29 protein-coding genes and 1 pseudogene are annotated in these 23,827 nt (G+C 63.5%); 12 read left to right on the top strand and 18 right to left on the bottom strand.

What is annotated here, in order from left to right:
- The first annotated feature begins 92 nt into the window (after positions 1–92).
- From GBZ48_RS13120 to GBZ48_RS13095, 6 genes are all read left to right on the top strand, one after another.
- The gene (locus GBZ48_RS13120) at positions 93–347 is read left to right on the top strand and encodes a hypothetical protein (protein ID WP_174471467.1); all 255 of its coding nucleotides are present in this window, start codon (positions 93–95) and stop codon (positions 345–347) included.
- Between the two features lie 291 nt (positions 348–638).
- Positions 639–1,397 carry a response regulator gene (locus tag GBZ48_RS13115; protein ID WP_246307178.1) on the top strand — a complete coding sequence of 253 codons (759 nt, stop codon included), beginning with the start codon at positions 639–641 and terminating at the stop codon, positions 1,395–1,397.
- 429 nt (positions 1,398–1,826) lie between these two features.
- A complete protein-coding gene (locus tag GBZ48_RS13110) occupies positions 1,827–2,540 on the top strand; it encodes a LuxR C-terminal-related transcriptional regulator (RefSeq protein WP_174471465.1) in 714 nt (237 codons plus the stop codon).
- Between the two features lie 448 nt (positions 2,541–2,988).
- A complete protein-coding gene (locus tag GBZ48_RS13105) occupies positions 2,989–3,207 on the top strand; it encodes a hypothetical protein (RefSeq protein ID WP_174471464.1) in 219 nt (72 codons plus the stop codon).
- 351 nt (positions 3,208–3,558) lie between these two features.
- Entirely contained in the window at positions 3,559–3,978 is a 420-nt protein-coding gene (locus GBZ48_RS13100; RefSeq protein ID WP_174471463.1) for a PRC-barrel domain-containing protein, read from the top strand.
- A 474-nt stretch (positions 3,979–4,452) separates the two neighbouring features.
- Positions 4,453–4,629, top strand: a complete 177-nt coding sequence (locus GBZ48_RS13095) for a hypothetical protein (RefSeq protein WP_174471462.1) — start codon at positions 4,453–4,455, stop codon at positions 4,627–4,629.
- Between the two features lie 535 nt (positions 4,630–5,164).
- Here GBZ48_RS13095 and GBZ48_RS13090 read toward each other — a convergent pair.
- The gene (locus tag GBZ48_RS13090; RefSeq protein ID WP_174471461.1) at positions 5,165–6,082 is read right to left on the bottom strand and encodes a recombinase family protein; all 918 of its coding nucleotides are present in this window, start codon (positions 6,080–6,082) and stop codon (positions 5,165–5,167) included.
- A gap of 677 nt (positions 6,083–6,759) precedes the next feature.
- On the opposite strand from GBZ48_RS13090, the gene GBZ48_RS13085 reads away from it, so the two are divergent.
- Both GBZ48_RS13085 and GBZ48_RS13080 read left to right on the top strand, forming a co-directional pair.
- A complete protein-coding gene (locus GBZ48_RS13085) occupies positions 6,760–7,023 on the top strand; it encodes a hypothetical protein (RefSeq protein ID WP_174471460.1) in 264 nt (87 codons plus the stop codon).
- A gap of 1 nt (position 7,024) precedes the next feature.
- On the top strand, positions 7,025–7,273 hold the full coding sequence (locus GBZ48_RS13080) for a type II toxin-antitoxin system Phd/YefM family antitoxin (RefSeq protein WP_174471459.1): 249 nt from the start codon (positions 7,025–7,027) through the stop codon (positions 7,271–7,273).
- A 2,043-nt stretch (positions 7,274–9,316) separates the two neighbouring features.
- Here GBZ48_RS13080 and GBZ48_RS13075 read toward each other — a convergent pair.
- From GBZ48_RS13075 to GBZ48_RS13020, 12 genes and pseudogenes are all read right to left on the bottom strand, one after another.
- Positions 9,317–9,886 (bottom strand): hypothetical protein, encoded by a 570-nt coding sequence (locus GBZ48_RS13075; RefSeq protein WP_174471458.1) that lies wholly within the window; start codon positions 9,884–9,886, stop codon positions 9,317–9,319.
- On the bottom strand, positions 9,843–10,250 hold the full coding sequence (gene vapC, locus GBZ48_RS13070; RefSeq protein WP_174471457.1) for a type II toxin-antitoxin system tRNA(fMet)-specific endonuclease VapC: 408 nt from the start codon (positions 10,248–10,250) through the stop codon (positions 9,843–9,845). Before vapC ends, GBZ48_RS13075 begins: the two co-directional genes overlap by 44 nt.
- Positions 10,250–10,474, bottom strand: coding sequence for a type II toxin-antitoxin system VapB family antitoxin (vapB, locus tag GBZ48_RS13065; protein WP_174471456.1), 225 nt, complete (start codon positions 10,472–10,474; stop codon positions 10,250–10,252). The genes vapC and vapB overlap by 1 nt, the downstream gene beginning before the upstream one ends.
- Positions 10,475–11,217: 743 nt before the next feature.
- Entirely contained in the window at positions 11,218–11,442 is a 225-nt protein-coding gene (locus GBZ48_RS13060) for a hypothetical protein (protein WP_174471455.1), read from the bottom strand.
- A 71-nt stretch (positions 11,443–11,513) separates the two neighbouring features.
- Positions 11,514–12,182 carry an RES family NAD+ phosphorylase gene (locus tag GBZ48_RS13055; protein WP_209798236.1) on the bottom strand — a complete coding sequence of 223 codons (669 nt, stop codon included), beginning with the start codon at positions 12,180–12,182 and terminating at the stop codon, positions 11,514–11,516.
- Positions 12,183–12,186: 4 nt separating this feature from the next.
- Positions 12,187–12,714, bottom strand: a complete 528-nt coding sequence (locus GBZ48_RS13050) for an MbcA/ParS/Xre antitoxin family protein (RefSeq protein WP_174471454.1) — start codon at positions 12,712–12,714, stop codon at positions 12,187–12,189.
- Between the two features lie 297 nt (positions 12,715–13,011).
- Positions 13,012–13,239: a DUF2188 domain-containing protein gene (locus GBZ48_RS13045; RefSeq protein ID WP_174471453.1), complete on the bottom strand. Its 228-nt coding sequence runs from the start codon at positions 13,237–13,239 to the stop codon at positions 13,012–13,014.
- A gap of 41 nt (positions 13,240–13,280) precedes the next feature.
- Positions 13,281–13,856, bottom strand: coding sequence for a GNAT family N-acetyltransferase (locus GBZ48_RS36215; RefSeq protein WP_174471452.1), 576 nt, complete (start codon positions 13,854–13,856; stop codon positions 13,281–13,283).
- Positions 13,857–13,880: 24 nt separating this feature from the next.
- Positions 13,881–14,195 carry a type II toxin-antitoxin system PemK/MazF family toxin gene (locus tag GBZ48_RS13035; RefSeq protein ID WP_343049537.1) on the bottom strand — a complete coding sequence of 105 codons (315 nt, stop codon included), beginning with the start codon at positions 14,193–14,195 and terminating at the stop codon, positions 13,881–13,883.
- 18 nt (positions 14,196–14,213) lie between these two features.
- The gene (locus GBZ48_RS13030; protein ID WP_174471451.1) at positions 14,214–14,453 is read right to left on the bottom strand and encodes an AbrB/MazE/SpoVT family DNA-binding domain-containing protein; all 240 of its coding nucleotides are present in this window, start codon (positions 14,451–14,453) and stop codon (positions 14,214–14,216) included.
- Positions 14,454–14,531: 78 nt separating this feature from the next.
- The gene (locus GBZ48_RS13025) at positions 14,532–15,095 is read right to left on the bottom strand and encodes a hypothetical protein (protein ID WP_174471450.1); all 564 of its coding nucleotides are present in this window, start codon (positions 15,093–15,095) and stop codon (positions 14,532–14,534) included.
- A 252-nt stretch (positions 15,096–15,347) separates the two neighbouring features.
- Positions 15,348–16,502 (bottom strand): annotated as a pseudogene (locus GBZ48_RS13020) (YifB family Mg chelatase-like AAA ATPase); the annotation flags it as partial.
- Between the two features lie 221 nt (positions 16,503–16,723).
- Here GBZ48_RS13020 and GBZ48_RS13015 point away from each other — a divergent pair.
- The 4 genes from GBZ48_RS13015 (at position 16,724) to GBZ48_RS13000 (ending at position 19,854) form a co-directional block, all read left to right on the top strand.
- On the top strand, positions 16,724–17,470 hold the full coding sequence (locus tag GBZ48_RS13015) for a creatininase family protein (protein WP_174471449.1): 747 nt from the start codon (positions 16,724–16,726) through the stop codon (positions 17,468–17,470).
- A 168-nt stretch (positions 17,471–17,638) separates the two neighbouring features.
- Positions 17,639–18,679, top strand: a complete 1,041-nt coding sequence (gene hrcA, locus GBZ48_RS13010) for a heat-inducible transcriptional repressor HrcA (RefSeq protein WP_042699872.1) — start codon at positions 17,639–17,641, stop codon at positions 18,677–18,679.
- 51 nt (positions 18,680–18,730) lie between these two features.
- On the top strand, positions 18,731–19,330 hold the full coding sequence (grpE, locus tag GBZ48_RS13005; RefSeq protein WP_174471448.1) for a nucleotide exchange factor GrpE: 600 nt from the start codon (positions 18,731–18,733) through the stop codon (positions 19,328–19,330).
- Positions 19,331–19,488: 158 nt separating this feature from the next.
- Complete coding sequence (locus GBZ48_RS13000) at positions 19,489–19,854, top strand: response regulator (protein ID WP_174471447.1); 366 nt, start codon at positions 19,489–19,491, stop codon at positions 19,852–19,854.
- A 16-nt stretch (positions 19,855–19,870) separates the two neighbouring features.
- Here the strand turns inward: GBZ48_RS13000 and GBZ48_RS12995 are convergent, their stop codons facing one another.
- From GBZ48_RS12995 to GBZ48_RS12975, 5 genes are all read right to left on the bottom strand, one after another.
- Complete coding sequence (locus tag GBZ48_RS12995; protein WP_174471446.1) at positions 19,871–20,740, bottom strand: DUF1848 domain-containing protein; 870 nt, start codon at positions 20,738–20,740, stop codon at positions 19,871–19,873.
- A gap of 59 nt (positions 20,741–20,799) precedes the next feature.
- Positions 20,800–21,357: a NifU family protein gene (locus GBZ48_RS12990; protein ID WP_174471445.1), complete on the bottom strand. Its 558-nt coding sequence runs from the start codon at positions 21,355–21,357 to the stop codon at positions 20,800–20,802.
- Positions 21,358–21,526: 169 nt separating this feature from the next.
- The gene (locus GBZ48_RS12985) at positions 21,527–22,036 is read right to left on the bottom strand and encodes a universal stress protein (protein ID WP_174471444.1); all 510 of its coding nucleotides are present in this window, start codon (positions 22,034–22,036) and stop codon (positions 21,527–21,529) included.
- An 18-nt stretch (positions 22,037–22,054) separates the two neighbouring features.
- A complete protein-coding gene (locus GBZ48_RS12980) occupies positions 22,055–22,822 on the bottom strand; it encodes a TIGR02186 family protein (protein WP_174471443.1) in 768 nt (255 codons plus the stop codon).
- Positions 22,822–23,739 (bottom strand): sulfite exporter TauE/SafE family protein, encoded by a 918-nt coding sequence (locus GBZ48_RS12975; RefSeq protein WP_109048334.1) that lies wholly within the window; start codon positions 23,737–23,739, stop codon positions 22,822–22,824. The genes GBZ48_RS12980 and GBZ48_RS12975 overlap by 1 nt, the downstream gene beginning before the upstream one ends.
- Positions 23,740–23,827 lie beyond the last annotated feature (88 nt).

The raw sequence follows: 23,827 nt of genomic DNA, 5'->3' as shown, positions 1-23,827 counted from the left end.
GCAGCCAAGATGATTTAACAGAAGTGCGGCAGTTTACTGCGGAGCTCGAGCTATTGCAAAATTCCGCATGATGCAAACAGACAGAAATTGTGATGAAATGCGATATCCTGTTGGCAGCTTGTAGCGGATTATTTAATTCTCTATTAATTCAACCTGTGGTTATGCGGAACGGTATTTTCATTTCTCCGTATGGATTGCATTATTTCTTTTTTGAGGCGCCGGAAATTGTAAGCGAGGTTGACGATCCCGATCTTCACCGTCGCGCGCCCAAGGCCGGTGGTGCGGATGAACAGCGCCATGCGCTGCTTCTGGTCGGCTTAGGCTTGTCCTGCTACTGCATACCCTGACCGCCCGTCTGGACGGGCATCCGGCGCGCCCGATGGTCGATGTGATGGGACAGGCGCTCGACACTCTGAGAAGCCTGCTCGATGGCCTGCTGGATATCTCCAAGCTCGACGCCAACGTCGTCAACGTGCAACTCACCGAGTTTCCGGTGACGACCCTGTTGCAGCGCCTGGAGGCTGAGTACGAGCCTCGCATGGCGGCGAAGGGGCTTCGCTTCCACACCGTCGGGTCCCAAGTCTGGGTGTGCAGCGACGCCCTGCTGCTCGGGCGAATCCTTGGCAACCTGCTGGAAAATGCGCTCAAGTACACCCCTTCGGGCGGTGTTGCTCGGATGCCGCAGGCGCGGCGAGTGTCTCCGTATCGAGGTGTGGGATACCGGCTTAGGCATCCCGCCGGATCGGCTGGACGATGTGTTCCAAGAGTTCGTCCAGATCAGCGATGGCGACCACGGAGGCTCCCGAGGGCTCGGCCTTGGTTTGGCAATCGTCCAGCGGCTGGCACATTTGCTCAAACACCGCGTGGATGTTCGATCGCGGTCGGGACATGGCTCCCTGTTCGCCATTGAGGTGCCAATCGTCGGGGATCGGAGAGCATACAAGCCGCATCGCCCGCTCATGCTGGCCTCTGAGCATGCGGGACGTGGATTTGCGATTGTGATCGAGGATGATGCCGTGATCCTGGACGGCATGCGCGCGCTGTTGGAGACCTGGGGCTATCAGGTCGGCACGGCGTCCAGCGCGAACGAGGCCCTGGCATGCATCTCGGCCAAGCGACGTTGCCCCGACCTGATCCTGTCCGATTACCGGCTGAAGGACGAGCAGACTGGCCTGGATGCGGTCCGTGACATCAGGGCGTTCTGCAACGTCGGCATCCCCGCCCTCATTCTGACCGGCGACACCTCAGAGGAGCGGGCCGATGAGGTGGCCAGGAACGGCTGCAGGATCCTCCACAAGCCGTTCAGCCCTGATCAGTTGGCTGAGATGCTGCGTATCCTGCAGGAAACCGAGCGGCCGTCACGGGTGAAGCCCAGAGCGCAATCGCAACGCCCGTGACCGACGCGGTTGGCTGCGGCACCCGCCGAGACAATCCCACTGATCGTTACCGACACATTTCTTCGCAGGGCGGCATCTCAGATGCCCCCAAACACCGCGCTCACCTGCAGTCATGCTCACGGCGCGGGTGACAAGCCCAGCCACAAAAATATCACGGGCAAAACGCAAGCTGAAGCATGTGCGAATGCGTTGTGCCGTGGTGAAGACACATCACAGGACATGGAAAGTAGAAAATCAAAATCAAACATATTGCCTTATGGTTGTTCTGGGTAAATCGGAGCACCCTCCAATGTTATGGCGCTAATGCCCAAACTCGTTCCGACGGAATAAAATGGAAGGCGATTTTGTTTTTTTCCCAGCGCAGCATTGTTCGCATTGTGCTTGCTGTTTTTGCGCCCGTCCTTGCCACTGACATAAGGATTATCCAAAATGACGAGTGTCGGCGCCACCATCCTCCTTGTCGATTCCAGCCAATTGCACCGCCATATTCTGCGTCTTCTCTTCCAGGATACCTCATTCGTCGTCGTCGGTGAGTGCACTGATCCTGCAGAAGCGCGAGACTGGATCGTCAGTTTTGGTTCCCCTCCGGACATTGTGCTCATGGACATATCGGCCACCGCTGAGGACGATCTCAGCAGACTGTTGGCAGCTCCCCAAGCTGCACCGGCCACTCATGTCGTCACGCTCGATGCCCGCCTGTGCCCGCGTCGCCTTGGGAAGGTGCTCAACGCCGGGGCGCGTGGGTATTTGGTGAAGGACATCTCTCCTGCGGCACTGGTGCAATCGCTGGAACTTGTCCTGACCGGTGAGCGGGTCTTCCCGACGGATTTGGCCCAGCTGCTGCTAAGGCGACCTCGAGCAGGGTTGGCTGCGGATGATTCGGCTTCTCCCGAAGGATTGACCAATCAGGACATGGGGATCTTGACCCATCTGATGAATGGGCGTTCCAACAAGGAAATCGCTCTTAGCCTGAAAACGACTGAAGCTCACATCAAAGTGATCCTCAAGCGTGTTCTGAGAAAAATCAATGCAGCCAACCGCACACAAGCCGCTATCTGGGCCAAGCGCAATGGTATTCAACCAGTCATCGATGTCAAATCGGAAAAATATGATCAAGATATTGCAAAAAAACAATATGCATAATAATTTTTTCTCTATAAAATTCTTGGATATTTAAGCAATTATCACATTGCTTCTATAAAATAGATAAACTGAAAACTAAAATAAACATATAGTTATCCGTTGATAATTGTGAATAGAAACGCTTTGTGCCGAGAGATATTTGTGCAACTCTTGTGCTCTGATGGCGTAAGAGGGCACCATGATACATTCATGGTCCCCGCATGTTGCCGTGCCAATGATGTGTTGATTATACGACCAGAGAGGTCGCCGAGGTTCGGCTGAGCGATCACCTGCGCCGACTGGTCGACCGATTGGCGCTCAGCCATGGAACCGCCGAGCGCGCCATCACGACCCGCCTGGAGCTTGCCGACTGCACCGTGATCTGGACCAGGCAATCCCGAGCGCTGACCTTGGCAAAGGTGGTGATCAACGCCCTGAAGCACGACTTCCCCCCGGAACCGGCGGCGGGTTGGTCATCTCGCTGCACTGCGATCCAACCGGCGTGCGCATCCGGGTGCGCGACAGTGGTTCGGGATTGCCGCACACCGTGTGCAAGGGATCTCTGAGAATGACGCTGATCAGGGCGCTGTGCCAGCAGATCGGATCCCGCTGCCATTTCACCACCGACAACGGCACGCTCTTCTTGCTGGAGGTCCCCACCGCAGCCTCCGTGTCGGCAATGGCGTGATCGTGGGTAGCAGGAGATCTGTGCTTTGTTGATGAGGAGAGGAGAATAAGAAAAGCAGTATAATTGGAGTGATGAATACGATTTCAGCATGTTATTTTCGGCTAGCGCGGGATGTTGAGCCCATGACCTTCCTTTTCGAAGACTCCAGTTCACCAAACCATGCCGCGCAAGGGAACACCTCATTTAGCGCCCAAGCTTAAGTCTTGCTTTTGAGGCGAGCGCCATAGCGAGACTGCAAAACAATTGCAGATTGCGATCGATTTGAAATGGCGAAAAAGGATAATGCATGGAAGGCTTTTCCCTAGACCGTGTTCATTACTCGAGAAACACGTTTTTTCGGGAGGTCCCAAGATGAAAACCCTCATGACCGCGTGCGGACTTATTGCTCTTCTGTCCAGTGCCCCAGCCTTTGCCCAGAGCACAACGGCAACCACCACCACCACCGCCCCGTCGGCCACCTCATCGGCCGGTGCGGTGGATCCGGCAATCGCGAAGATGAGCGCCGACCAGTTGAAGAATAAAGAGGTGTATGGCAGCGACGGTAAGGAGCTTGCCAAGGTCGAAGGCGTCGTCCGTAAGGGCAACGACACCTTCGCGGTGCTCGACGTCGATCACGTCGTGGACGTCAGCGACAAGGACGTCGTGCTGCCGATGAACAAGCTGCACATGAAGGGCGACAAGCTGGCTGTCGACATGTCCAAGGACCAGATGCAAGGCTTGGAGAAATGGCAGAAGGGCCAGTACGAGGACATCAAGGGCGCTGTCAAATAAGTAGGCGATGATGGATCGGCGGGGCGGGCACATCGAGAGGCCCGTCCCGCTTCTTACCCCTTAACAGGCCGTGTTCGCCATCGAGATTGAGTGGGTGAAAGCCGGCGCATATAGCCTGAAAGCAGGAGGAGTGACATGAACCAACATCGACAAGCCGGTCCGGAGTTCTGGTGGTCGGGCGAGCACCGGCCTGCTCTACACCGCTTCGTGATCGACGAACTGACCGCCTCGTCGTCGACCAAACCAAGCGACCCGTCCAGTGGGATGGTCAAGCCAGACAAGCTGCCAACAGCATCCTTGCGGCCGCTATGGCCCCGCCGGACTGTTGGGCTTCGGCATCCGTAGTCCGTTCGATGCGCTCTGCTCTCATAGATGAGTGAAGGCCTTGCCGGTTGTCGCTGGTAACGATTCACTGATTTGTGGCGAGAACGAGTTCCATGGCCACCACTTGGTGCCCGAAGTCCGGAAATAATGATGCAGACATACTCTGTTATTCAGCATGCCGACGGCCAAGCCTTCTATCAGGGCGAGGCACTGACGCTCGCCGACGCCCAGGTGTTGCTCAACGACGCTATCGCCGATGGTCGGGTAGACGTGGGTTCCTGCTTGAGGGTTGAGCCCAATATCCTGATCATCGACCCGCCCTTATGAGCCACGCCAGTGTGCTGGGCACTGTCCATCCCTCTCGCTCATACCATCCGTCATCCTTCAGAGTTGCCTTCGGCGCCTGGAGCGGACCGGCCCACTGGATCGTCATCGGTTCCTCCTCCTCCCCGATGAGGTCGACACGGCGGGCAAGGAGCCTCTGCCAGCATGGGTCCTCCAGCCTCCGGCCATTATCGTCGGAGCGGCCTCGCGTACGGTATAGCGCTCCACCTCGGCCGCATGCTTGCGGTATCAAGCTGCGCACCAGCAGCAGAGCGATTGCCGTCGTCAGATCGCGCACGAACGCCTTTACATCAGTTGTGGCAAAGGCGTGCTCGATGTCCTCCAGCGGAAGGGCGACGGTTACCGGGAAATCAGCCGCACTCCGACGGTGTCAGCTGCGCGGACATCACTGTGGATTCGCGAGCTGAAGAGCCTCTTGCTTGGTGTGAGGGCGAGCGGCCGGGAGCCAGCCGCGGTGTGGGTGTATCGACCCACGCAATAGATACTCGTTTCGCGACTTTCCCACACCGCCCCAGGTCTACGATGCCGATTTTGAAGCGATGACCGGCGCATTGGAGAGCAGCCCCTGGGCGCGAGCACGATCCAGCAGGTTCTTGACCGATGCCGCTGCCCAGCTGCGTCCGCCCCTTGGCGTAGTCTCCCGCATCGCCTCAAGCTGGGCCCCGATCGCCCGCAGCGACAGCGTCGGGTTCGCCCGGGCGATGCCGGCGACCAGTACCATCAGCCGGTCGTCACCGCGCACTGAAGTCGTTTTGTCGAGCAGTGCCCGCTCGGCCAGCCCTTCCTCGACGAAGGCACGGACGGCACGGCGCAGCCGCTCGGCGGTCCAATGCCGGCCAAGTGGAAGCTTTGCATTTACCGCGCGTGTTACCGCCGCCCAGGAGCGAACCGGCCGCAGCCGCCGCACGGTGGGCAGCCATTCCTCCGCTGTGCGTGTCAGCTCCATCAGATAGAGCTGACGTTGCCGCTCGGCCAAGCGCCGCGCCGTCGCCGTGTCGCCCTGCTTCAGCTTGGGATTGCCGCCGACGCGGCCCCGTGCCTTGGCCGCCTTCAGCCCGGCCCGCGTGCGCTCGCTGATCAGCGAGCGCTCGTACTCCGCAACGGCGCCCAGCATCTGCAGCACCAGCGTGCCGTGTGGGCTTGCGGTGTCGATCGGGCTGGTGAGACAGCGGAAATGGCAGCCGCGGCTGCGCAGATCCTCAATCACCTCCAGCAGGTGCGACAGCGAGCGGCCGAGCCGGTCGAGCTTCCAGATGACCAGTGTGTCACCCCGAGCCAGACGGGCGAGGGTCCGCGCCAGCTCCGGCCGGGCGCGCGAAGCGCCGGAGGCCTTCTCCTCGAAGATGGCAGCACAACCGGCAGCATGCAGCGCATCCAGCTGAGCGGCGGTGGTCTGATCGTCTGTCGAGACGCGGGCGTAGCCGATAAGCGTCATGGGGAATTACAAGCCAAGATGAAGACGGTGCCCTATTGTAAAGTTTTTGGAGATGCAAGAAAACGAGCGTTTCAGGGCACGCCACTTTGTTTACAACGCCGCTCCGGACGGGAACCGGTCTGGTCGGAAGGCCCTGCTCCTGCCGCTTGCGCCGGCACTTGGCTGAGGCCGCGCGAAAAGACACCAAACCGATCGGTCACCCTGGGGACCATGGCCGATGCCGCCGAGGAAACGGACCGTGGGGGCAAGTCAGCACTAAGAAGAGTTCTCCCGGTGCTCTCGAGGGGATGCCCTTCGCCCGCGGCTTATACCTCAGGCTTTTCACAGGAGTCGCTCTCATTTCACGCCTGCGATTTGCCAAATGACAGCGGGAGAGGGGTGGCGGCCCCGAACATCTCGCTGACTTCGTCTATTGATCGACTGCTGGAGCAGTAGACGGGTTACGAACGATTCACTGTCAAACCGCCGCAACCCCTTGACCTGTCATGATGCACGCTTTGGCACCGCTCCCCCCTCCTGCCCCTTCCCGGCCCGCCGGAGCGAGCCGCCACGGCAGTCAGCGGCCTGACCCGGGCGACGGTCAAGGGGGCCTTCCATGACCCGGTCGGCCGGCGTACCATCCCCACCGTCAGGTGCGGTATGCAGGGTGCGGAACGACCGGTACAGCGGGGTGGGTCATGCAGGACACAGATCGCCAGGGCACAGATCGCCAGAAACGCCTCCGGGCAGTCATCGACCTCCTGCCTTTGGGCAAGCGCCAGAAGGCACTCGCCATGGAAAGCATTGACAGCATATCAGCGGATGAGCAAATCGATATGCTCGCACTTTACGATCGAACAATCAGCCACCTTCCAGCAGCTCTGGAAGCCGTCAGGCGACTGCGGGGCATCGCTCCAATCGTTCAAGTCGCCGATCCATCGCCGTCCGATACTGAGCAGTGACATGCCGCGTCTCATATCCGCAGCCGACGCCAGGAGGCAATTCTCTACGATCCTCAAGCAGGCCGCCAGCGGCCGGACGGTGATCATCACCGAGCGCGGGCAGCCCGTAGCACGGCTGGAGCCATATGGGACGCCCGCCGCCAGTGGCGATGCCAGTTCCGCTTGGAACCGCTTGTTCCAAACCCTGGATGAGGGTATGCATCTCGACATTCGGAGTTTGGATCGCACGTCCTTGTACGACCGGCGATGAGTGGTCCAACCGGGTGCGACAGCCGTTCGCCATCGGTTTATAAGCAGCGTTTCCAGGGGACCCGGCACGCCCATGGATGACCGGGTCCTCGCCGGAACGATCACGCCACAACGCCGCTACGTCCGACTGCGGACGACGACTGAATACCAGCGCCCTGGAGATGCCCCAGGGCGCCGATGTCGTTCTCATCGACACGTCGATCGACGTGAAGACGTAGCGTGAACGCTGCGGATCGCCTTCGGCAAGGCGAAGCCGATCCGCAGCCGTACCGAAGTCAATCCCGGCGATGCGGTGGACAGATCGGGTAAGCATGCCGGAAACGCCGTCCGCGCACGATGTGATTGACCGTTCCGGAATTCAAACCAACCTGAATACTCGCTTCTGTCTGGCTGGTCTTCTCTACGTTCACCAACCACAACACGTAGCACGCTTTCATAAAGGTAGCCTTTCTCGACTGGTGGGAACACATGCCGCTACGATCGCCTCCTTCTGGAGAGGCCTGCCATGGGATTTTTGCGGTCGAACTCTTTGGGACTTAGGCCCCAAAACCGGCTCCCTGGGCGCGGTTTCTTAATTTTCCACACCGTGGTGCGACTAACATCAAACTTACGGCAACATCCTTCACGGGCCATTCTCCGGAAAGGACGGCGCACAGAATACGCCCGGCGTGTTCAAGCGAAATGTCGGGGGGACGACCAGATGAGTGCATGGCAATAGCTCTCTCGAGCACTGAAGTAATCAGCGCTTGACAAGCCCACACCCTTGCGCAATCCTCATGTCTCTCGTGTTGAGGACTGCGCAAGAGCATACTCAATTTCTGAAAAGGGCGACCGTTCCAGCGGTCGCCCTTTTTGCGTTGCCTAGCCTATTCCATCTTTCCCTCCGTCCGTCGCCTAGCATATATTCCGTGACGCTCTGCTCTCTCTGCTCCAGTCAGAATTATTTAACCTGCCGGCGCAAGAGGGTTTTTTTCTCTGTCGCAAAGACCAGTGAGCGCATCGGGGGCGCTGTATGAATCCATGGGAACAGGGTGTACGAGCCGCCCTAGCCGAACGACGCAATCGGCTGGAGGAAATCGGCCGGGAAATCGCCGACTTGGAACGTCAGATCGAGACATGCCGGCAACGCCTCGTATCACTCGCGGCGGACCGCTCCTCGGTCGAAAACCAAGCATCCGTGCTTGAAGAGATCGTAGAACGGGCGGCAGCCGGCATGCGTCCCGATGGGGAAGAAATCACGTCAATCTTGCGGTCGCAGAGTGTATCACCATCGGCAAAGAGCGCGTTTTCAGCACCGGCTTCTCCTCCGTCCGCTCCGCCAAGTCCGAAGGTAGAGGCGATGCTCGACGTCCTGAGAGGCTTCGGTCATACGGGCGCAAGCGCCAAGACTCTGGCTGACGCGTGCGCCGCAGCCGGGCTCGAGCTGAAGAATGGCTGGGTCAGCAGTTCTCTGTCACAGAAGAAGCAGCAGGGAAAGGTTGTCGGGCAGAACGGAATCTGGTGGGCCGTCGAACATGCACCTGGCGACCTTGTGTCCCTGCTGCACACTGTGCAGCTCTCGCCAAACAAGATCCCGCAACCGAGCTTGAGTGACACCATCAGACAGAGGCTGCAATCAGTGGGAGAGCAAGGCGCCGCCACCCGAGAGCTGTTCGAGCGAATTGTAACACTCCGCCCAGAGACCACTTTGGGAGCGGTAAGCTCCTGTCTTTCCAAGCTTTGCAAGAAGGGAGAGGTTCGTGCTGTCAACGGACGGTACGTCGCAGCTGGACAAAGGACAGCCCATCCAAGCGCCTAAGACAGCGCCTCTGCCTCTCTAGGATCAACGCTCATCGACAGTGCCGCCCTTTGGAGTACCTGCGCCCCAGTGACCCCCAACCGGCTTTCACGTCGCTGCCGGTCCAGCTCCTGCACCAAGCCGGAGCGCCCTGATTCCTGCAGCATCGCACGCATACCTTCGGTTCGCCGGCGACTTTCGGCCTCCAGCCGCTGGGGACATCGGCCTCGGTCATGGTGGAACGTCGGCGCTACATCGTCGCCCTTGTCAATACCTTGCCATGTACGGATTGAATTCGATAGCAATCTTGTCAGTAAGTGCGGTGTCCAGCTCAACGACAAGGTCCCGATACGTGATTGTTTCCCTTGTTTTTCCAACCATCTCGAAGAAAACTGGTGGGACACGCACTTTTTTTATCGTAGTTCTTTCAACTTTTGCGGTATACAGCAATTCATCATAGAAGATGCGTTCGCCGTGGCTCAAAATATCCTCGACCTGCAAAAGCGGAACTCGCAGCGTTTCGGCCGGGTGCTTGTGCATTTGCACTTGCCACATGGACAGAAGAACGTCGTGTACGGTTCTCGGCATTGGTCGACCTGTGGATCGGTGTTGCGGCTGAAGGCAGGCAAGGCGTTGCTCTGCCGACTGTCCATTACGCCCCAAAATCGCACAAAAATCGATGGTTTCGTGTAATCCACGAAACGTCTGGTACTTGCTCGCGCTGCGTACGACGCCGCTCTGCCGGAGATCCGGCGGGTCGCCGTATACGATGCACCTTCCCTCTATTTCTGGATTAGGCGTCGGTGAGCCAATCTTCCGACCGAAGCCCATCAACACGCCGGAATTCGCCCAGATTTTCGGTTACGACGATCAAGCCTCGGCTGCGGGCATGCGCGGCGATCATCAAATCGTAAGGCCCAATGATGGTTCCACGTCGCTCAAGATCCGCACGGATCTCGCCGTAGTGCCCGGTCGCGTCCTCGTCGAACGGAAGCACCTCCAGTCGACCAACCAAGCGCTCGACCTCATGGCGCTGCTCCGCCGGCCGCGCCGACCTGGCGGTACCATGCAGCAACTCGGCCAGAGTGACGGTGGAGATGCAGAGAGCGCCAGCTTCCGCGCTGAAGCGCCCACGCAGACCGGGGGGACGGTCACGCAGCACGCGGATGCAGAGATTGGTATCCAGCATGTAGCGCAGCATCACAGCGCCTCGCGCTCCTGCATAGCCGGCTGGTCGCGATCCGGAAAGGTGATTCCGGGAGAGTCGAAGAAGTCGTCCCAGGCACGGTCGGCGGGGACGATGACGCGCCGGTCGCCTTCGCGGATGATCAGCACTTCACGCACATCTCCGGGAAAGGCGACATCCTTCGGAAGGCGAACCGCCTGGGTCCGGTTGGACTGGAACAAGGTCGTGCGAACCGCCACGGTGCCCTCGCATTCTTCAGGATATCCAGACCGTATATCCCGACGCCGTATATGTCAATGGTATATCCGCGGCCGAATGTTCCGTAGCCTCTCCTATGCCGGACAAAAGGCACGCAACTGATCAGAGACCAAGTCAAATTCGCGGCGCGCCGCCCGTTCTGTCGCCGCTCCGATCTGGTCATCCGGGTAGCGGGCTTCCCAGTCGATTTCGGTCTTCCGGCACACGGCCATCCGTTCATCGATAATCCGCAGAACTGCTTCAAGCGCGGCGCGCTGAATGCTCTGGCTCCGCTGACCTCTCAAGCGCTTCCTGCAGGTTCTCCATTGATAGACAGCGGCAGGTCAATGCCTGCCTGGACATCTCAGCGCCGGTGCGGCGGTCGACCAGTCTGGGCCACTCACTTCGCCTTGCCCTACTGCCCCAGCGCAGCTGCCACGGCCGGATCAAGAGCCTCCAGAGGCTCGGCATCTGCCGGGCGTTGGCTGTCGGTCACTTCGGGACCTTGGACGGGTGATAGCCGTCGGATCAGCGGCCTGACAGATATCGCGTAGACGCGAGAACGCGGGGTGCACGAGGATGTTGCGGGTCCAGGCGGGCTTAGCTGCCACAGTTCTCTCATTGCCGTCAGCATGCCGGCGGGCGCCTCGCACTGCGTGCATCGCATCCCGGAAACGTCAACCGTTCGTTCGATGGGGCTGAGCATCGGAGGCTCCCTTTCCAGACAGTTAGCGGCAAGTCTCGTTCAGCCCCAGCTGGCAAGAGGCGGATACTTGGCATCGATCAACGACGAAGCAGCCTGCAGGAAGACCGCAACCGCAGTGACAATGGCAGCACGGCCGTTCCAGAGGTTCACCAGATCCTGGCCCTCCGCATAAGCGGAGACGATCCTCGCTGCAGCACCAGCAAAGCCGATGATCCTAGCGAAGATCTTCAGCCACCCCGACGTCCTGATGAAGAACATAGCCACGTTCGAATTCCTCCTTTGATAGATTTGCCAATCAGGGATTGTTGCGCTCCATAAACCAAGAAGGACCTACCTCAAAAAGCCTTTCGGCGCGCTACCACAGCACCGTCGGCGGGGGCCGTGACGTCGAAGTGATCGGCTTGGGTCACCTCCAGGATCTGGCGCGGCTGATAGGCCACGGTGTTGACACCCCCGCTGTGGCGCAGGCTGTCGTAGGCGATGCCGTTCACCTGCCCTGCCCTGCGCACCTCCTCGCCGAACACCTGGGACGCGTGGTAATCACCCGCTGCATACAGCTCGGGTCGCGCAGCGCTCTGGTTGCGGATGTCGACGAAATCGCCGGCGAGACGGGCGGTATAGAGGCGGTAGGTCAGCCGCATCTCCGGAAGCCGGCGGTGGACGGCTTCTCGCTTGAGGTGATGGGCCACTTCGGCGATGGCCGTCTTGAGCGCCCATGCCCCGTACCACGCGCCGAGTTCGCCGCTGTTGAAACGCCCGCCGGCGGGTGCAGCGTGCAGGAAGGCGGCCATCACCACGGAGGCGTTCGGGACGCCGTAGACCCACTGCTCTCGGGGCAGCCGCGCGACGCGCTCCTGGACGAGGCGGTCGTTGGTCCAACCTTCCAACTCCATGACAGCCTCCAGATCGTCCGGGCGCGTCACGCTGTCAAAAGCTGGGATCGGCGGGAACTGCGACGGGATCAGGCGGTGCGTCGGATGCGGTATGGAAATGGTGGTCGTCACGGTGTCACACGATCACGATGTCGTCGTCGCTGTAGGGAGTGCTCGTCTCGTCCATCGAACCGGGTGGTCCGAACACGCCTCCCCGCGCGGCATCGAGGTAGCGGCGCACCAGCATGGGACCGTCCATCGTGCCGTTGGTGACCAGCGCCATCGGCGGCTGACCGCCGAACGACGGACCATCGTGCGGCCCGGTCAGCCAGTCCAGGCCAGCCATCTCTGAGCCGAACAGGATCATCAGCGCCTTGTGGATGCCGAGGATAGCGGAGATGCGCAGCAGCACATCGACCGGCAGGGTCAGCTCATGGCCGTCGCGCGCTTTGGCGACCCAGCCGAAGTAGGTCGAGCGCCCAGGCGACCCCAGCACCAGCAGGCGCTCGGCCTCCGCCCATCCCCAACGATCAGCGATGGCCAGAAAGGTCCGCAGGGCCGGCGCACTGAGTTGCCGACGCTTGGCCGGGGCAAAACGGTCCGGTAGGAGGAGAGACGGTCCTGCTGCGATAGGAGCGGTGATGCGGTGGGCGCGGCCTGGCATGGCGAAGCCTCCTCTAGTCCATATGAGGATTATGTAGTCCAGATATGGACTGCGTCAAGCCCGATTGGTGATGAGTGCCGTAGGCGTGCCGAGACTGCAGATAGAGCGCCGGGCGCCGGGTGCGCGGCCATTTCCACCACCGCGGCGACTGACGGGCTGAACCGGTGCCGGTCCTGCTGCTGATCGGCGCTGCCGCCGCGCAGGGCCTGCTGGCGGAGGGCAGCGCCGGGCGCTCGCCCAGCACCACCACCGCGGCGGCCGGGCCGGTGCTGATCCTGCTGCCGATCGGCGTCCATCTCAAAACAGCGGGAGCTGCACCTTGCCACCATCATCCGCGTGTCGTCGTGCTGCCTGCACGGCAGCATCCTGGGCGCTCGCTTGGCTGCGTGCTCTCCCGCTGGCGACTTGCTCACCGGCGACGGTCACCACCCATCCCCAACCGTCCGACCGCCACGTCACAGCGAGATCGCACCCGTGGAGTCGGGTCACTACGTGACGAACAGTCCAGACAGGAGACTGATGCATCGGGGCCTCAAAGTGGTCTCGGCTTCGGTCGGGCCAAGATGTCAGTTTCGAATATCGAACCGCAAGGGCACTGCCGGAACTCCATCGATCCAGCCGGGTGCGCCAGAAATCCGAGCGCCCCACCGTTGCCACGCCCAGTGATGTCGAGCATAGACCTCAGCTGTAACAGCTGAAACTCCGTGAACACGGGCAATCGCGACGGCCGCCTCGAACAACCTACGGGTCAAGCCGGAGCCACGGAATCGCGGCAGGACGGACAGCTTCTCCAGATGAAGAACGTCGTCGCCTGAGTGCAGCCGGACGGCCGCCGCCGGCTCGGTTCCCATCCGGGCGAGGAGATATCGGGTTGAAAGTGTCGGCGGTAGCAGGAGGCGACTGGGAGCTGCGGCAGGTACCGAAACCCAGACTTTGACCATGATGCCATATACTGCGACAAGATCGGCCGGAGTGACCGCTTGGAGAATTTGCACAGTGCTCGACCAGCCAGGCCATTGATAATCCCGCTGCTGATCGCCCAAGTCGACACCCAAAATCTGCAGGCGGTAGTCGGCGGGCCGGGCATTCGCGCAGCTGGGCCGACCGGCCGGGTCGCGAGCAATCCTGCTGGCAATTGGCACCGACGACGCTCCCTTTCTAGATGGTCAAAGGCGCAGCGCTAGCAGGGGCGCCAACTTGGCGAGGACCTGCTGAAGCACCGGTGCTGGCACGGCACCGGCAGGATCGAGTTGGTGGACCCGCCGGTCGAGGCTCTTCACCTGATCGGCAAGCGCGACACCACCGATCAGCATCTCTTCGGGCAGCGGCACCTCGAACGGATAGCCCTTGGCCTTGTTAATGAGCGGATAGACCACGGTGAACGGCGCCCGCTGGTGATAGGGGCGCGGGGAAAGCACAAGCGCCGGCTGGTGGCCGGCCTGTTCGTGCCCCGCCTGCGGGGTAGTCGATCCAGACCAGATCGTCGCGGTCAGGCAGCATCACAGCAGCTCCCGCCCACGCGGCGCATCGTCGAAAGCTTCATAGGGCAAGTTGTCCGGCGTGATGCCGGCGAGCAGTTCGTCCAGCGAGTAGCGCGGCAACGCCGGCCGGATGACGAGTTGGTCGCCCTCGATGTCGATCTCAACGGGGGTCCCCTCGGCAATCCCGGCCTGATCGGCGATCGGCCTCGGGAGACGGAGGGCGAGGCTGTCGCCCCAGCGGGCGATCTCAGTGCGCATGGCTTTCTCCTCGGTAGATACGTTGACTATACGTCCGTAGAGCCGCCGTATCTGCAGATGGATTGCTGATCCGCTTCTTCAATCGAGACTACCGCGCCATTCCTCGATCGACATGTCGCGGAGCATCTTAAACCCCTCTACCGCCGCGGCCCCATGCGTGGTCAGGCGGCAGAGCACTCCTGCTGCATCGACCTTGACCAGCTTGAGGACCACCAAATCCTCGTACGCCTGCGCATCGGCTGGAGCAGGAGCATCCTGCCAGTTACGCCAAGTGCGCAGATCAAGATGGCGCAAGGCAGCGACGTGCCTGCTGTCGAGATCCTGGGGTATGTCTCGCATGGCGGTGCGGCCAGCGTCCGTGATGGACAGGGTCCACTCGGCCACAATTCGGTCGCGCCCCCCGTTTGGCGGTAAATTCCATTCGATCAGCTTTGCCGCCGCGTCAGTCATACCGAACGCTGTGGACCGTTCACGGGTAGACAGAGCTGCCCCAGCCAGCGAGCCGCCGGCGTCGGCCAAGCTCTGAAGCAGAGACCTACGGGCGGCGGTTAATGAACCTCGGAAGAAGTTCAACGGTTGCAGATCGCAGACGCTCATAGTCAGCTCCCTTTCTGGACGGTCATTCCATGCGATCGTGATCACGCGGTGGGTTTCCGACGCCGGACCGGCCCAGGATGTCCTTGGCCGTCCAGGGGTCGCGCGAGCCGCCCGAGCGGCAAAGTAGCGCGCCGCCTCAGCGTGCGCACCAATACGCTACGATTATCCTCCATCCCACCACTGCAGATGATCGCGCCACCAGCCAGTGGGGGTAGAGAGCGCGGAACGTCGAGTCTGAAGCTTAGCTGAACCAGTCTGATAGTTACCTGAATAGTCTGAAATTTAGCTGCAATTCATAATGTGCAGGTCGATGCGGTCGAACAGCGGGCCGCTGATCTTCGACTGATAGTCGGCGGCGCATTTCGGCGCGCGGGCGCAGGCGAGCGAGGCGTCGTCGAGATGGCCGCAGCGGCAGGGGTTCATCGCCGCCACCAGCTGGACGCGTGCCGGGTAGGTCACATGGTGGTTGGCGCGGCTGACCACCGCCTTGCCGGTTTCCAGCGGTTGCCGCAACGCCTCCAGCAGGGCGCGGGGGAACTCGGGCAACTCGTCGAGGAACAGAACGCCCTGGTGCGCCAGGGAGATCTCGCCCGGCTTGGCCCGCGTGCCGCCGCCGACCAGCGCCGGCAGGCTGGCCGACTGGTGCGGCGCGCGGTAGGGGCGCTGGCGCAGCAGACGACCGTCCTCCAGCAGTCCGCCGACGCTGTGGATCATCGACACCTCCAGCGCCTCCGCCGGGTCGAGCGGAGGCAGCAGGCCGGGTAGACGGGCGGCGAGCATCGATTTTCCGGAACCGGGCGGCCCCATCATCAGCAGGTTGTGCGAGCCGGCGGCGGCGACCTCCAGCGCGCGCTTGGCCGTTTCGTTGCCCTTCACGTCGCGGAGGTCGGGCGGCGGCGCGTCCTGCTCCTGCATCCGCGGCTTGGGCGGGGTCAGCACCTGGGTGCCCTTGAAATGGTTGATCAGCGCCAGAAGGTTGGCCGGCGCCAGCACGTCGAGGTCGGGACCGGCCCACGCCGCCTCCCCGCCGCAAGCCGCCGGGCAGATCAGGCCGCGGTCATTGGCCAGCGCGTCGATGGCGGCGGGCAGCACACCCGCCACCGGCGTCAGGGCACCGTCCAGCGCCAGTTCGCCCAGCGCCACATAGCGGGCGATCTCCGCATCCGGCAGCACCCCCATCACCGTCAACAACCCGAGCGCGATGGGGAGGTCGAAATGGCTTCCTTCCTTCAGCACGTCAGCAGGGGCAAGGTTGACGGTGATGCGCTTGGCCGGCAGCGCCAATCCCAGCGCATGCAGCGCGGCGCGCACACGCTCCCGGCTTTCACCCACCGCCTTGTCGGGAAGGCCGACGACAGTGAAGGCGACGATTCCGCCGGACATCTGGACCTGGACGTCGATCCCCAGCACCTCGATGCCCTGGAACGCCACCGTGTTGACGCGCGCAACCACCACCGCACCCCGAAACAGACGCCCGTCAGGGCATGATGCACGCGATTGTAGTCTCCGCATAAACGATGCGCTAGCGCGGGGTGAACAAAATCCATCCACCGGTCCCGTCATGCCCGCCCGGCGCAGGGAGCGGTTGTCCCTGCACGCCAGCCGCCTAACATGAAGGCAAACGCATTCCCGGCCGCATTTCCGGCACGCATCGTCGAAAAGGATCAGCCACCGTGCAGCTTCACCTGAGCACCTGGGCCGAGGTCGAAAGCTATCTGAAGACCTCCAAAGGCATCATCATGCCGATCGGCTCGACCGAGCAGCACGGGCCGAACGGGCTGGTCGGCACCGACGCCATCTGTGCCGAGGTCATCGCGAAGGGCGTCGGCGACGCCACCGGCGCACTGGTCGGCCCGACCATCCCAGTCGGCATGGCCGTCCACCACATGGAATTCCCCGGCTCGATGACGCTGAAACCGTCCACCCTGATCGCGCTGCTGCGCGACTATGTCGGCTCGCTGGCCGAACACGGGTTCGAGCGCTTCTTCTTCGTCAACGGCCATGGCGGCAACATCGCCACGCTGCGCGCCGCCTTCTACGAGATCTATGCGGAGAACCGGGCGCTGCGCGGCCGCGACGCGCCGGACCTGCGCTGCACCCTGGTGAACTGGTGGGAGAATGGCGAGGTCGGCCGCCTGTCACGCGAGCTGTACCAGGGCAAGGAAGGCTCGCACGCCACCCCCAGCGAGGTGTCGCTGACCCAGTACGCCTATCCCGACTCGATCAAGAGCGTGGCGATGGAACCGGAACAGGCGCCGGCCGGCGGCTTCCACGATGCCCGCGACTTCCGCCGCCGCTATCCCGACGGCCGCATCGGCTCCGCCCCCGGCCTTGCCCGTCCCGAACATGGCCAGCGCCTGTACGAGGCGGCGGTCGGCGCTATCGCCACCCAGTACCGCGCCTTCCTGGCGGAGCAGTAAGGGCGGCCACATCCCTGCATGCCGCCTGCAAGCCAATGGGGGCATGCCAGTGGGGCATCTTCGCCCCGCACGTTGATTCGGCGGTCGGACCTGCCTAAATTCGGACCGGTTGACGGAACCTGCGTTCCGCAACCGACCGGCCCGAACAGAGCACGACCGCCCCAGTCCATGATCAACGAGCTGAACCAGCGATCGCGCGAGATTTTCCGGCTGATCGTCGACGCCTATGTGGCGTCGGGCGAACCGGTCGGCTCCCGCACGATCTCCAGGCGGCTTGGCATGGCCCTGTCGCCCGCGACCATCCGCAACGTGATGGCCGACCTGGAGGAGCAGGGGCTGCTCTACGCCCCGCACACATCCGCCGGCCGCATTCCGACCGATGCCGGCCTTCGCATGTTCGTCGACGGTCTGCTGGAGATCGGGTCGCTGACCGAGGACGAGCGCGCCTCGATCGAAGCGAAATGCTCCGCCTCCGGCCGCGCCTTCGCCGACGTGCTGGGCGAGGCGTCGACCATGCTGTCCGGCCTGTCGCACTGCGCAGGCCTGGTGGTGGCGCCCAAGACCGACCGTCCGCTGAAGCACATCGAGTTCGTGTCGCTCGGCCCCGGCCGCGCCCTCGTCGTCCTGGTCAACGAGGACGGGCTGGTCGAGAACCGGGTGATCGAGGTGCCGATGGGGGTCCCGACCTCCACCCTGCAGACGGTGTCGAACTTCCTCAGCGCCAAGCTCGCCGGCCGGACGCTGGACGAGGCCCGGCAGGAGGTCCTGCAGGAGATCGAGCAGCAGAAGACCCAGCTGGACGAGCTGTCACGCAAGGTGGTCGCCGCCGGTCTGGCCACCTGGGCCGGCACCGGCGGGTCGAACGCCGGCCAGTTGATCGTCCGCGGCCAGTCCCGCCTGCTGGAGGACGTTACCGCCCTGTCCGATCTGGAGCGCGTGCGCGGTCTGTTCGAGGCGCTGGAGACCAAGGAGACGATGCTGCGCATGCTGGACGCCACCGGTCGCGGCGACGGCGTGCAGATCTTCATCGGTGCCGAGAATGTGCTGTTCAGCCATTCCGGCTGTTCGATGATCATCTCCCCCTTCCAGAACAGCCGGGAACAGGTGATCGGCGCCATCGGCGTCATCGGCCCCACCCGCATCAATTACGCCCGCATCATTCCGCTGGTCGATTACACCGCCAAGGTGGTCAGCCGGCTGATCGGCTGAACACCATCCTCACTCACTCCGCCTTTTGATGAAGCAAGAATTGAGAAAACCATGAGCGAAGAGCAGAACAAGCCCGCCGACGCCACGGTGGAGCCGACCGAGGCCACCGCCGACACCGCCGCCAACCAGACGGATACCGGTTCTTCCGAGGACCGCGTCGCCAAGCTGGAGGCCGAGGTCGCCAGCCTGAAGGACCAGCTTCTGCGCGCCATGGCGGAAACGGAGAACACCCGCCGCCGTGCCCAGCGCGACCGCGAGGACGCCAGCAAGTTCGCCGTGTCGAGCTTCGCCAAGGAGCTGGTGTCGGTCGCCGACAATTTGCGCCGCGCGCTCGATGCCGTGCCGGCCGAGGGCCGCGACCAGGACGACATGCTGAAGGGCCTCGCCGTCGGCGTCGAGGCGACCGAGCGCCAGCTGTTCGCCGCCTTCGACCGCGCCGGCATCAAGAAGCTGGACCCCGCCGGCGAGCCGTTCGACCCGAACTTCCATCAGGTGATGTTCGAGATCGAGAACACCGGCAAGGCCGCCGGCACCGTCGTGCAGGTTCTCCAGCCCGGCTACACCATCCACGGCCGCCTGCTGCGCGAGGCGATGGTCGGTGTCGCCAAGGGCGGTGACGCCGGCGGCCAGCACGTCGATACGAAGGCGTAACCGTACAGCCTCTGCAAAGCCCCCGGTTCAGCGGCTCTGCCGACGGGCCGGGGGCTTCGTGTTGTGCGGAATAGGGTACGCCAGCGGTTGACGGTCGGCGGGAAATTGCCTAGGGCTTTCGCCTAATCCTTTCGGCCGTGCAACCGGAGCCGCCTGCAATGCCCAAAAGCGTCCTGACCGTCGACGATTCCAAGACCATCCGCGACATGGTCGGGTTCACGCTGAAAGGCGCCGGCTATGAGGTGGCGGAGGCTTCGGACGGCAATGCCGGCCTCGCCCTGGCCAACCAGCGCAAGTTCGACTGCATCATCACCGACCTGAACATGCCGGGCCTGGACGGGCTGGCGCTGACCCGCGCCATCCGCGCCTCGGCCACCAACCGTGCCACCCCGGTCCTGCTGCTGACCACCGAAGCCGATCCGGCCAAGAAGTCCGCCGGCCGCGAAGCCGGCGCCACCGGCTGGCTGGTCAAGCCGTTCAACCCGGAAAAGCTGGTGGAGACGGTGCGGAAGGTTTGTCCGTAAGGACCGGTCTTCCCCGTCAACGGGTAACCAGGAACTCCCCTTCCGGATCGTGCGCGGCGAAGCGCTGTTGGGCCTTGCCGCGGTCGGCGACGGCGTAGCAGTAGACGCAGCCGTGCGGGCAGCTGTCATAATCGCCGATGTCGCGGCTTTCGGCACACAGGCAGCCGGGCCGGTTGCCCTTCTCCCGCGCGGCGATCGAGTGGCCCGCGACATCCGACAGCCGCAGCCCATCGACGCAGCGGGCCGGCGCCGTGCCGGGCGTACCGTCCAGGTCCGGCTGGGTGCAGAGAGTCAGCGCCATCCCCTCCCCCGCCGCGATCCCCGCCATATCCGCCAGCAGCGCGCGCTTCTCCTCCGGCTCCGGATCGCGCCAGCCGATGCCGGCGGCGGCGAGGTTGCGGGCGGTCTTGCGGTAGGGCTGGAGGAATGAGGCCACCACCTCGTCGGTCACCCCGCGCAGCGAACGGGCGATGGCGGCGAAGGTCTCGCGGTGCCAGGCGGGCGGCGTGGCGTCGGTCAGGGCGATGGGGTCGTAGCGCCAGACCGCGGCACGCGGGCCCCAGCGCCCGCGCACCCGCGCCATATGGCCGACCGCCGTTTCCCAGGCGGGGACCGAGCGCTCCAGCGCGGTCGGCAGGCCGGTGATGCTGTACTGCACGACGAAGGGAAAGCCCCGCTCCGCCACGCTGTCGAGCGCGGGCAGGAACGGTCCCAGATTCTTGGTCCAGAAGATGAAGCCGTCGACCGCCGGCCGGGTGAGGTCGATGCGGTAGGTCTGGCCGCCATAGGGGTTGACCATCCGGCAGTAACCGGCGTCGAGGCGGTTCAGGAACCAGCGCCCGTAGAAGGCGGGAATGTCGGTCTTGTAGCTGGCGGAGATGATCATGCAGCCAGCATGGGAATGCCGGCCCGCCGCTTCAAGGGCGGACCGGCATGACCAAATCCTTACTGGACCGAGCGGACTTCGACCACTTCCGGGATGTAGTGGCGCAGCATGTTCTCGATGCCGTGCTTCAGCGTGGCGGTGGAGCTGGGGCAGCCGGAGCAGGCCCCCTTCATCGCCAGATAGACGACGCCGCGCTCGAAGCCCTGGAAGGTGATGTCGCCGCCGTCCTGGGCGACCGACGGGCGGACGCGGGTGTCCAGCAGCTCCTTGATCTGCTCGACGATCTCCTCGTCGTCGGCGTTCGCCGCCGCGGCATGGCCGTCGCCGCCGTCCTCCAGCAGGACCGGGCGGTCGGCGGTGAAATGCTCCATGATCACGCCGAGGATCGACGGCTTCAGCAGGAACCAGTCGCGGGCGTCGGTCTTGGTGATGGTGATGAAGTCGGCACCCAGGAACACGCCGACGACGCCCTCGATCTCGAACAGGCGCTGGGCGAGCGGCGAACGGGCGGCATCCTCGCGGCCGGTGAAGTCGGCGGTGCCGCGTCCGAGCACGTCACGCCCCGGCAGGAACTTGAGAGTCGCCGGGTTGGGCGTCTGCTCGGTCTGAATGAACATGGTCTGGTCCTCCATCGGCGGCGGAATGGAACCGCCGGCGCGCCCGGGATCGGGACGCGGTACGATTGGGGGAAATCTGGGCCGAAACGCCGGGCGGATCAAGGACCCCGGTTGTGTGGGTATTCGGCATCCGGCATGCGCGGCCGGTTCCCGCCCTGCCTATCCTTACTTACGTGATCGCGTCCAGTTCCTCGTTGCTGAGCCCGCCGGGGACGATGGTCAGCGGGATGTGCAGCCGCCCCAGCCCGCGGCCTGTGTAGTAGGAGATCAGCGGGCCGGGCCCCTCCGGGTCGGTGCCGGCGGCCAGCACCAGGATGGAGATGCTCGGCTCCTCGCCGATCAGGGAAAGCACCTCCTCGGTGCGGTTGCCTTCGCGGACATAGAGCGCCGGCAGGGTGCCGGTCAGCTGGTTGACCTCGCGCGCCAGCTTCTGGAGCATCTGCTCCGCCTCGGCACGCTGTTCCTCGCGGATCAGGTTCTCCACCGCCAGCCAGTGCTGCATCTCGCCCTTTTCCAGGACGGTCAGCAGCGCCACCTTGCCGCCCGACTTGCGGGCGCGCAGGCAGGCATAGCGGAGCGCCACCTTCAGCTCCGGGCTGTCGTCGACCACCACCAGGAAGATGCGCACCGGCTTGGGGGCTTGCTGTTCCGGCGTGGCGGACTGCGTCGTGTCGGTCATCTCTGTCACCCTCTCGGCTTAGACCCGGCGGAATGCGGCGCCGGCCGCCCAGCCGGCCGCGATGGCGCCGAGGACGGCGGCCACCCCGTAGATGACCGGGCGGTTGCGCGCGAAGTCCGACACTTCGGCGCTGAACCCGATCTTGGACACCACCAGCGGCGTGGTCTGGGCGCTGACCACCTCGCCGTCGCGAATCAGCAGGGCTTCGACATTGTACAGCCCGGTCGGGACGTTGGCCGGGAAATAGATGTTGGTGCGGAACAGCCGCTCGCCCAGGAAGGCGACCTGCCCCATGGAAATGGCGTAGAGCCCCTGGCGCTGCTTGTTACGGATCAGCGCGCTGCGGTAGGCGGCAAGCTCCTCCGGCGGCAGGGTGGAGTCGGCCGGCAGTTGCAGCTGCGGCAGGCCAAGCTGGTGGCGCTCCAGCACCGGACGGCCGACCAGCTGGTCGAGCGGCCGGCTGACCGCCACCGTGTAGAAGCTGGGCACCTGATCGAAGCGCAGGCTGTCGGTGTTCATCCACATGCCGGCCACCCGCTCCTTGCGGCGGACGGTGGCGGGGGAGCGCGGGCCGGTGACGACGATGGCGACGTCGCCCGCCCCGTCGGTGGTGCCGAACAGCACGACCTCCGTGCCGGTGAAGCCGGTGGTGATGGCGATCAGGTGGCTCGACAGGTCGGCGACCAGCTGCTGCGCCCACACCGTCGCCGCCACCGTGCCGCCCAGCAGCAGCCCCGCCAGCGCCGCGGCGGCCTGGATCAGCCTGCGCTTGGTAACCGCCGCCATCAGCGCAGCCCCATGGTCAGGGTGTAGAGATCGTCGGGACGGGAGAACAGGTCCCAGGCCAGCTTCAGCGCCACCGCCACCACGATCAGCGACAGCGCCATCCGGGCGGTCTCGCCGCGCAGCCGGGTGCCGGCCCTGGTGCCGAACTGCGCGCCGATCACGCCGCCGATCAGCAGCAGGAGCGCCAGCATGGCGTCCACCGTCTGGTTGGTGGCGGCCTGCAGCAGGGTCGCCGCCGCGGTGGTGAAGATGATCTGGAACAGCGAGGTGCCGGCGACCAGACCGGCCGGCATGTTCAGAAGATAGATCATCGCCGGCACCAGCAGGAAGCCGCCGCCGATGCCCATGATCGCCACCAGCATGCCGCCGACCGCGCCGATCCCCGCCGGCAGCAGGGCGGAGATGTAGAGCTTGGAGCGCTGGAACCGCATCTTGAAGGGCAGGCCGTGCAGCCAGATATGGCGGTGCAGCTTGCCGCGCTTGGCCGTCGGCGCGCGGCGGCGCAGGATGGCGCGGCTGCTTTCCACCAGCATCATGCCGCCGATGGTGCCGAGGAAGAAGACGTAGGACAGGGTGATGGCGATGTCGATCTGGCCCAGCCGCTGGAGGATGCCGAAGATCCACACCCCCACCGCGGTGCCGACCACGCCGCCGCCCAGCATCACCACGCCCAGCTTCACGTCGACATTGCCGCGCCGCCAGTGGGCGAGCACGCCCGACACGCTGGCGGCGACCAGCTGGTTGGCCTGGGTGCCGACGGCGATTGCCGGGGGAACGCCGATGAAGATCAGCAGCGGCGTCATCAGGAAGCCGCCGCCGACGCCGAACATGCCCGACAGGAAGCCGACCAGCCAGCCCATGCCGAGCACCAGCAGCGCGTTGACCGACATCTCGGCAATCGGCAGGTAGACTTGCATGGAGGGGCAATCTGTCAGGATGGGCGGCGGGATCGGCAGCTTACCCGAGCCGGTGCCGTGGCGGAAGACCGCAGCACCGGCCTTTTGG

Origin of the sequence: Azospirillum melinis, from assembly GCF_013340935.1 — a bacterium.
In the GTDB taxonomy this organism is placed as follows: domain Bacteria; phylum Pseudomonadota; class Alphaproteobacteria; order Azospirillales; family Azospirillaceae; genus Azospirillum; species Azospirillum melinis.
This window is presented reverse-complemented; position numbering and strand designations above follow the sequence as displayed.

Excerpts from the sequence above, each read along its gene's own strand:
- GBZ48_RS13120 (WP_174471467.1), top strand. The coding sequence starts at position 93 with ATGAAATGCGATATCCTGTTGGCAGCTTGTAGCGGATTATTTAATTCT.
- GBZ48_RS13115 (WP_246307178.1), top strand. The coding sequence starts at position 639 with ATGCGCTCAAGTACACCCCTTCGGGCGGTGTTGCTCGGATGCCGCAGG.
- GBZ48_RS13110 (WP_174471465.1), top strand. The coding sequence starts at position 1,827 with ATGACGAGTGTCGGCGCCACCATCCTCCTTGTCGATTCCAGCCAATTG.
- GBZ48_RS13100 (WP_174471463.1), top strand. The coding sequence starts at position 3,559 with ATGAAAACCCTCATGACCGCGTGCGGACTTATTGCTCTTCTGTCCAGT.
- GBZ48_RS13095 (WP_174471462.1), top strand. The coding sequence starts at position 4,453 with ATGCAGACATACTCTGTTATTCAGCATGCCGACGGCCAAGCCTTCTAT.
- GBZ48_RS13090 (WP_174471461.1), bottom strand. The coding sequence starts at position 6,082 with ATGACGCTTATCGGCTACGCCCGCGTCTCGACAGACGATCAGACCACC.
- GBZ48_RS13085 (WP_174471460.1), top strand. The coding sequence starts at position 6,760 with ATGCAGGACACAGATCGCCAGGGCACAGATCGCCAGAAACGCCTCCGG.
- GBZ48_RS13080 (WP_174471459.1), top strand. The coding sequence starts at position 7,025 with ATGCCGCGTCTCATATCCGCAGCCGACGCCAGGAGGCAATTCTCTACG.
- vapC (WP_174471457.1), bottom strand. The coding sequence starts at position 10,250 with ATGCTGCGCTACATGCTGGATACCAATCTCTGCATCCGCGTGCTGCGT.
- GBZ48_RS13050 (WP_174471454.1), bottom strand. The coding sequence starts at position 12,714 with ATGCCAGGCCGCGCCCACCGCATCACCGCTCCTATCGCAGCAGGACCG.
- GBZ48_RS13045 (WP_174471453.1), bottom strand. The coding sequence starts at position 13,239 with ATGCATCAGTCTCCTGTCTGGACTGTTCGTCACGTAGTGACCCGACTC.
- GBZ48_RS13030 (WP_174471451.1), bottom strand. The coding sequence starts at position 14,453 with ATGCGCACTGAGATCGCCCGCTGGGGCGACAGCCTCGCCCTCCGTCTC.
- hrcA (WP_042699872.1), top strand. The coding sequence starts at position 17,639 with ATGATCAACGAGCTGAACCAGCGATCGCGCGAGATTTTCCGGCTGATC.
- grpE (WP_174471448.1), top strand. The coding sequence starts at position 18,731 with ATGAGCGAAGAGCAGAACAAGCCCGCCGACGCCACGGTGGAGCCGACC.
- GBZ48_RS13000 (WP_174471447.1), top strand. The coding sequence starts at position 19,489 with ATGCCCAAAAGCGTCCTGACCGTCGACGATTCCAAGACCATCCGCGAC.
- GBZ48_RS12995 (WP_174471446.1), bottom strand. The coding sequence starts at position 20,740 with ATGATCATCTCCGCCAGCTACAAGACCGACATTCCCGCCTTCTACGGG.
- GBZ48_RS12990 (WP_174471445.1), bottom strand. The coding sequence starts at position 21,357 with ATGTTCATTCAGACCGAGCAGACGCCCAACCCGGCGACTCTCAAGTTC.
- GBZ48_RS12985 (WP_174471444.1), bottom strand. The coding sequence starts at position 22,036 with ATGACCGACACGACGCAGTCCGCCACGCCGGAACAGCAAGCCCCCAAG.
- GBZ48_RS12980 (WP_174471443.1), bottom strand. The coding sequence starts at position 22,822 with ATGGCGGCGGTTACCAAGCGCAGGCTGATCCAGGCCGCCGCGGCGCTG.
- GBZ48_RS12975 (WP_109048334.1), bottom strand. The coding sequence starts at position 23,739 with ATGCAAGTCTACCTGCCGATTGCCGAGATGTCGGTCAACGCGCTGCTG.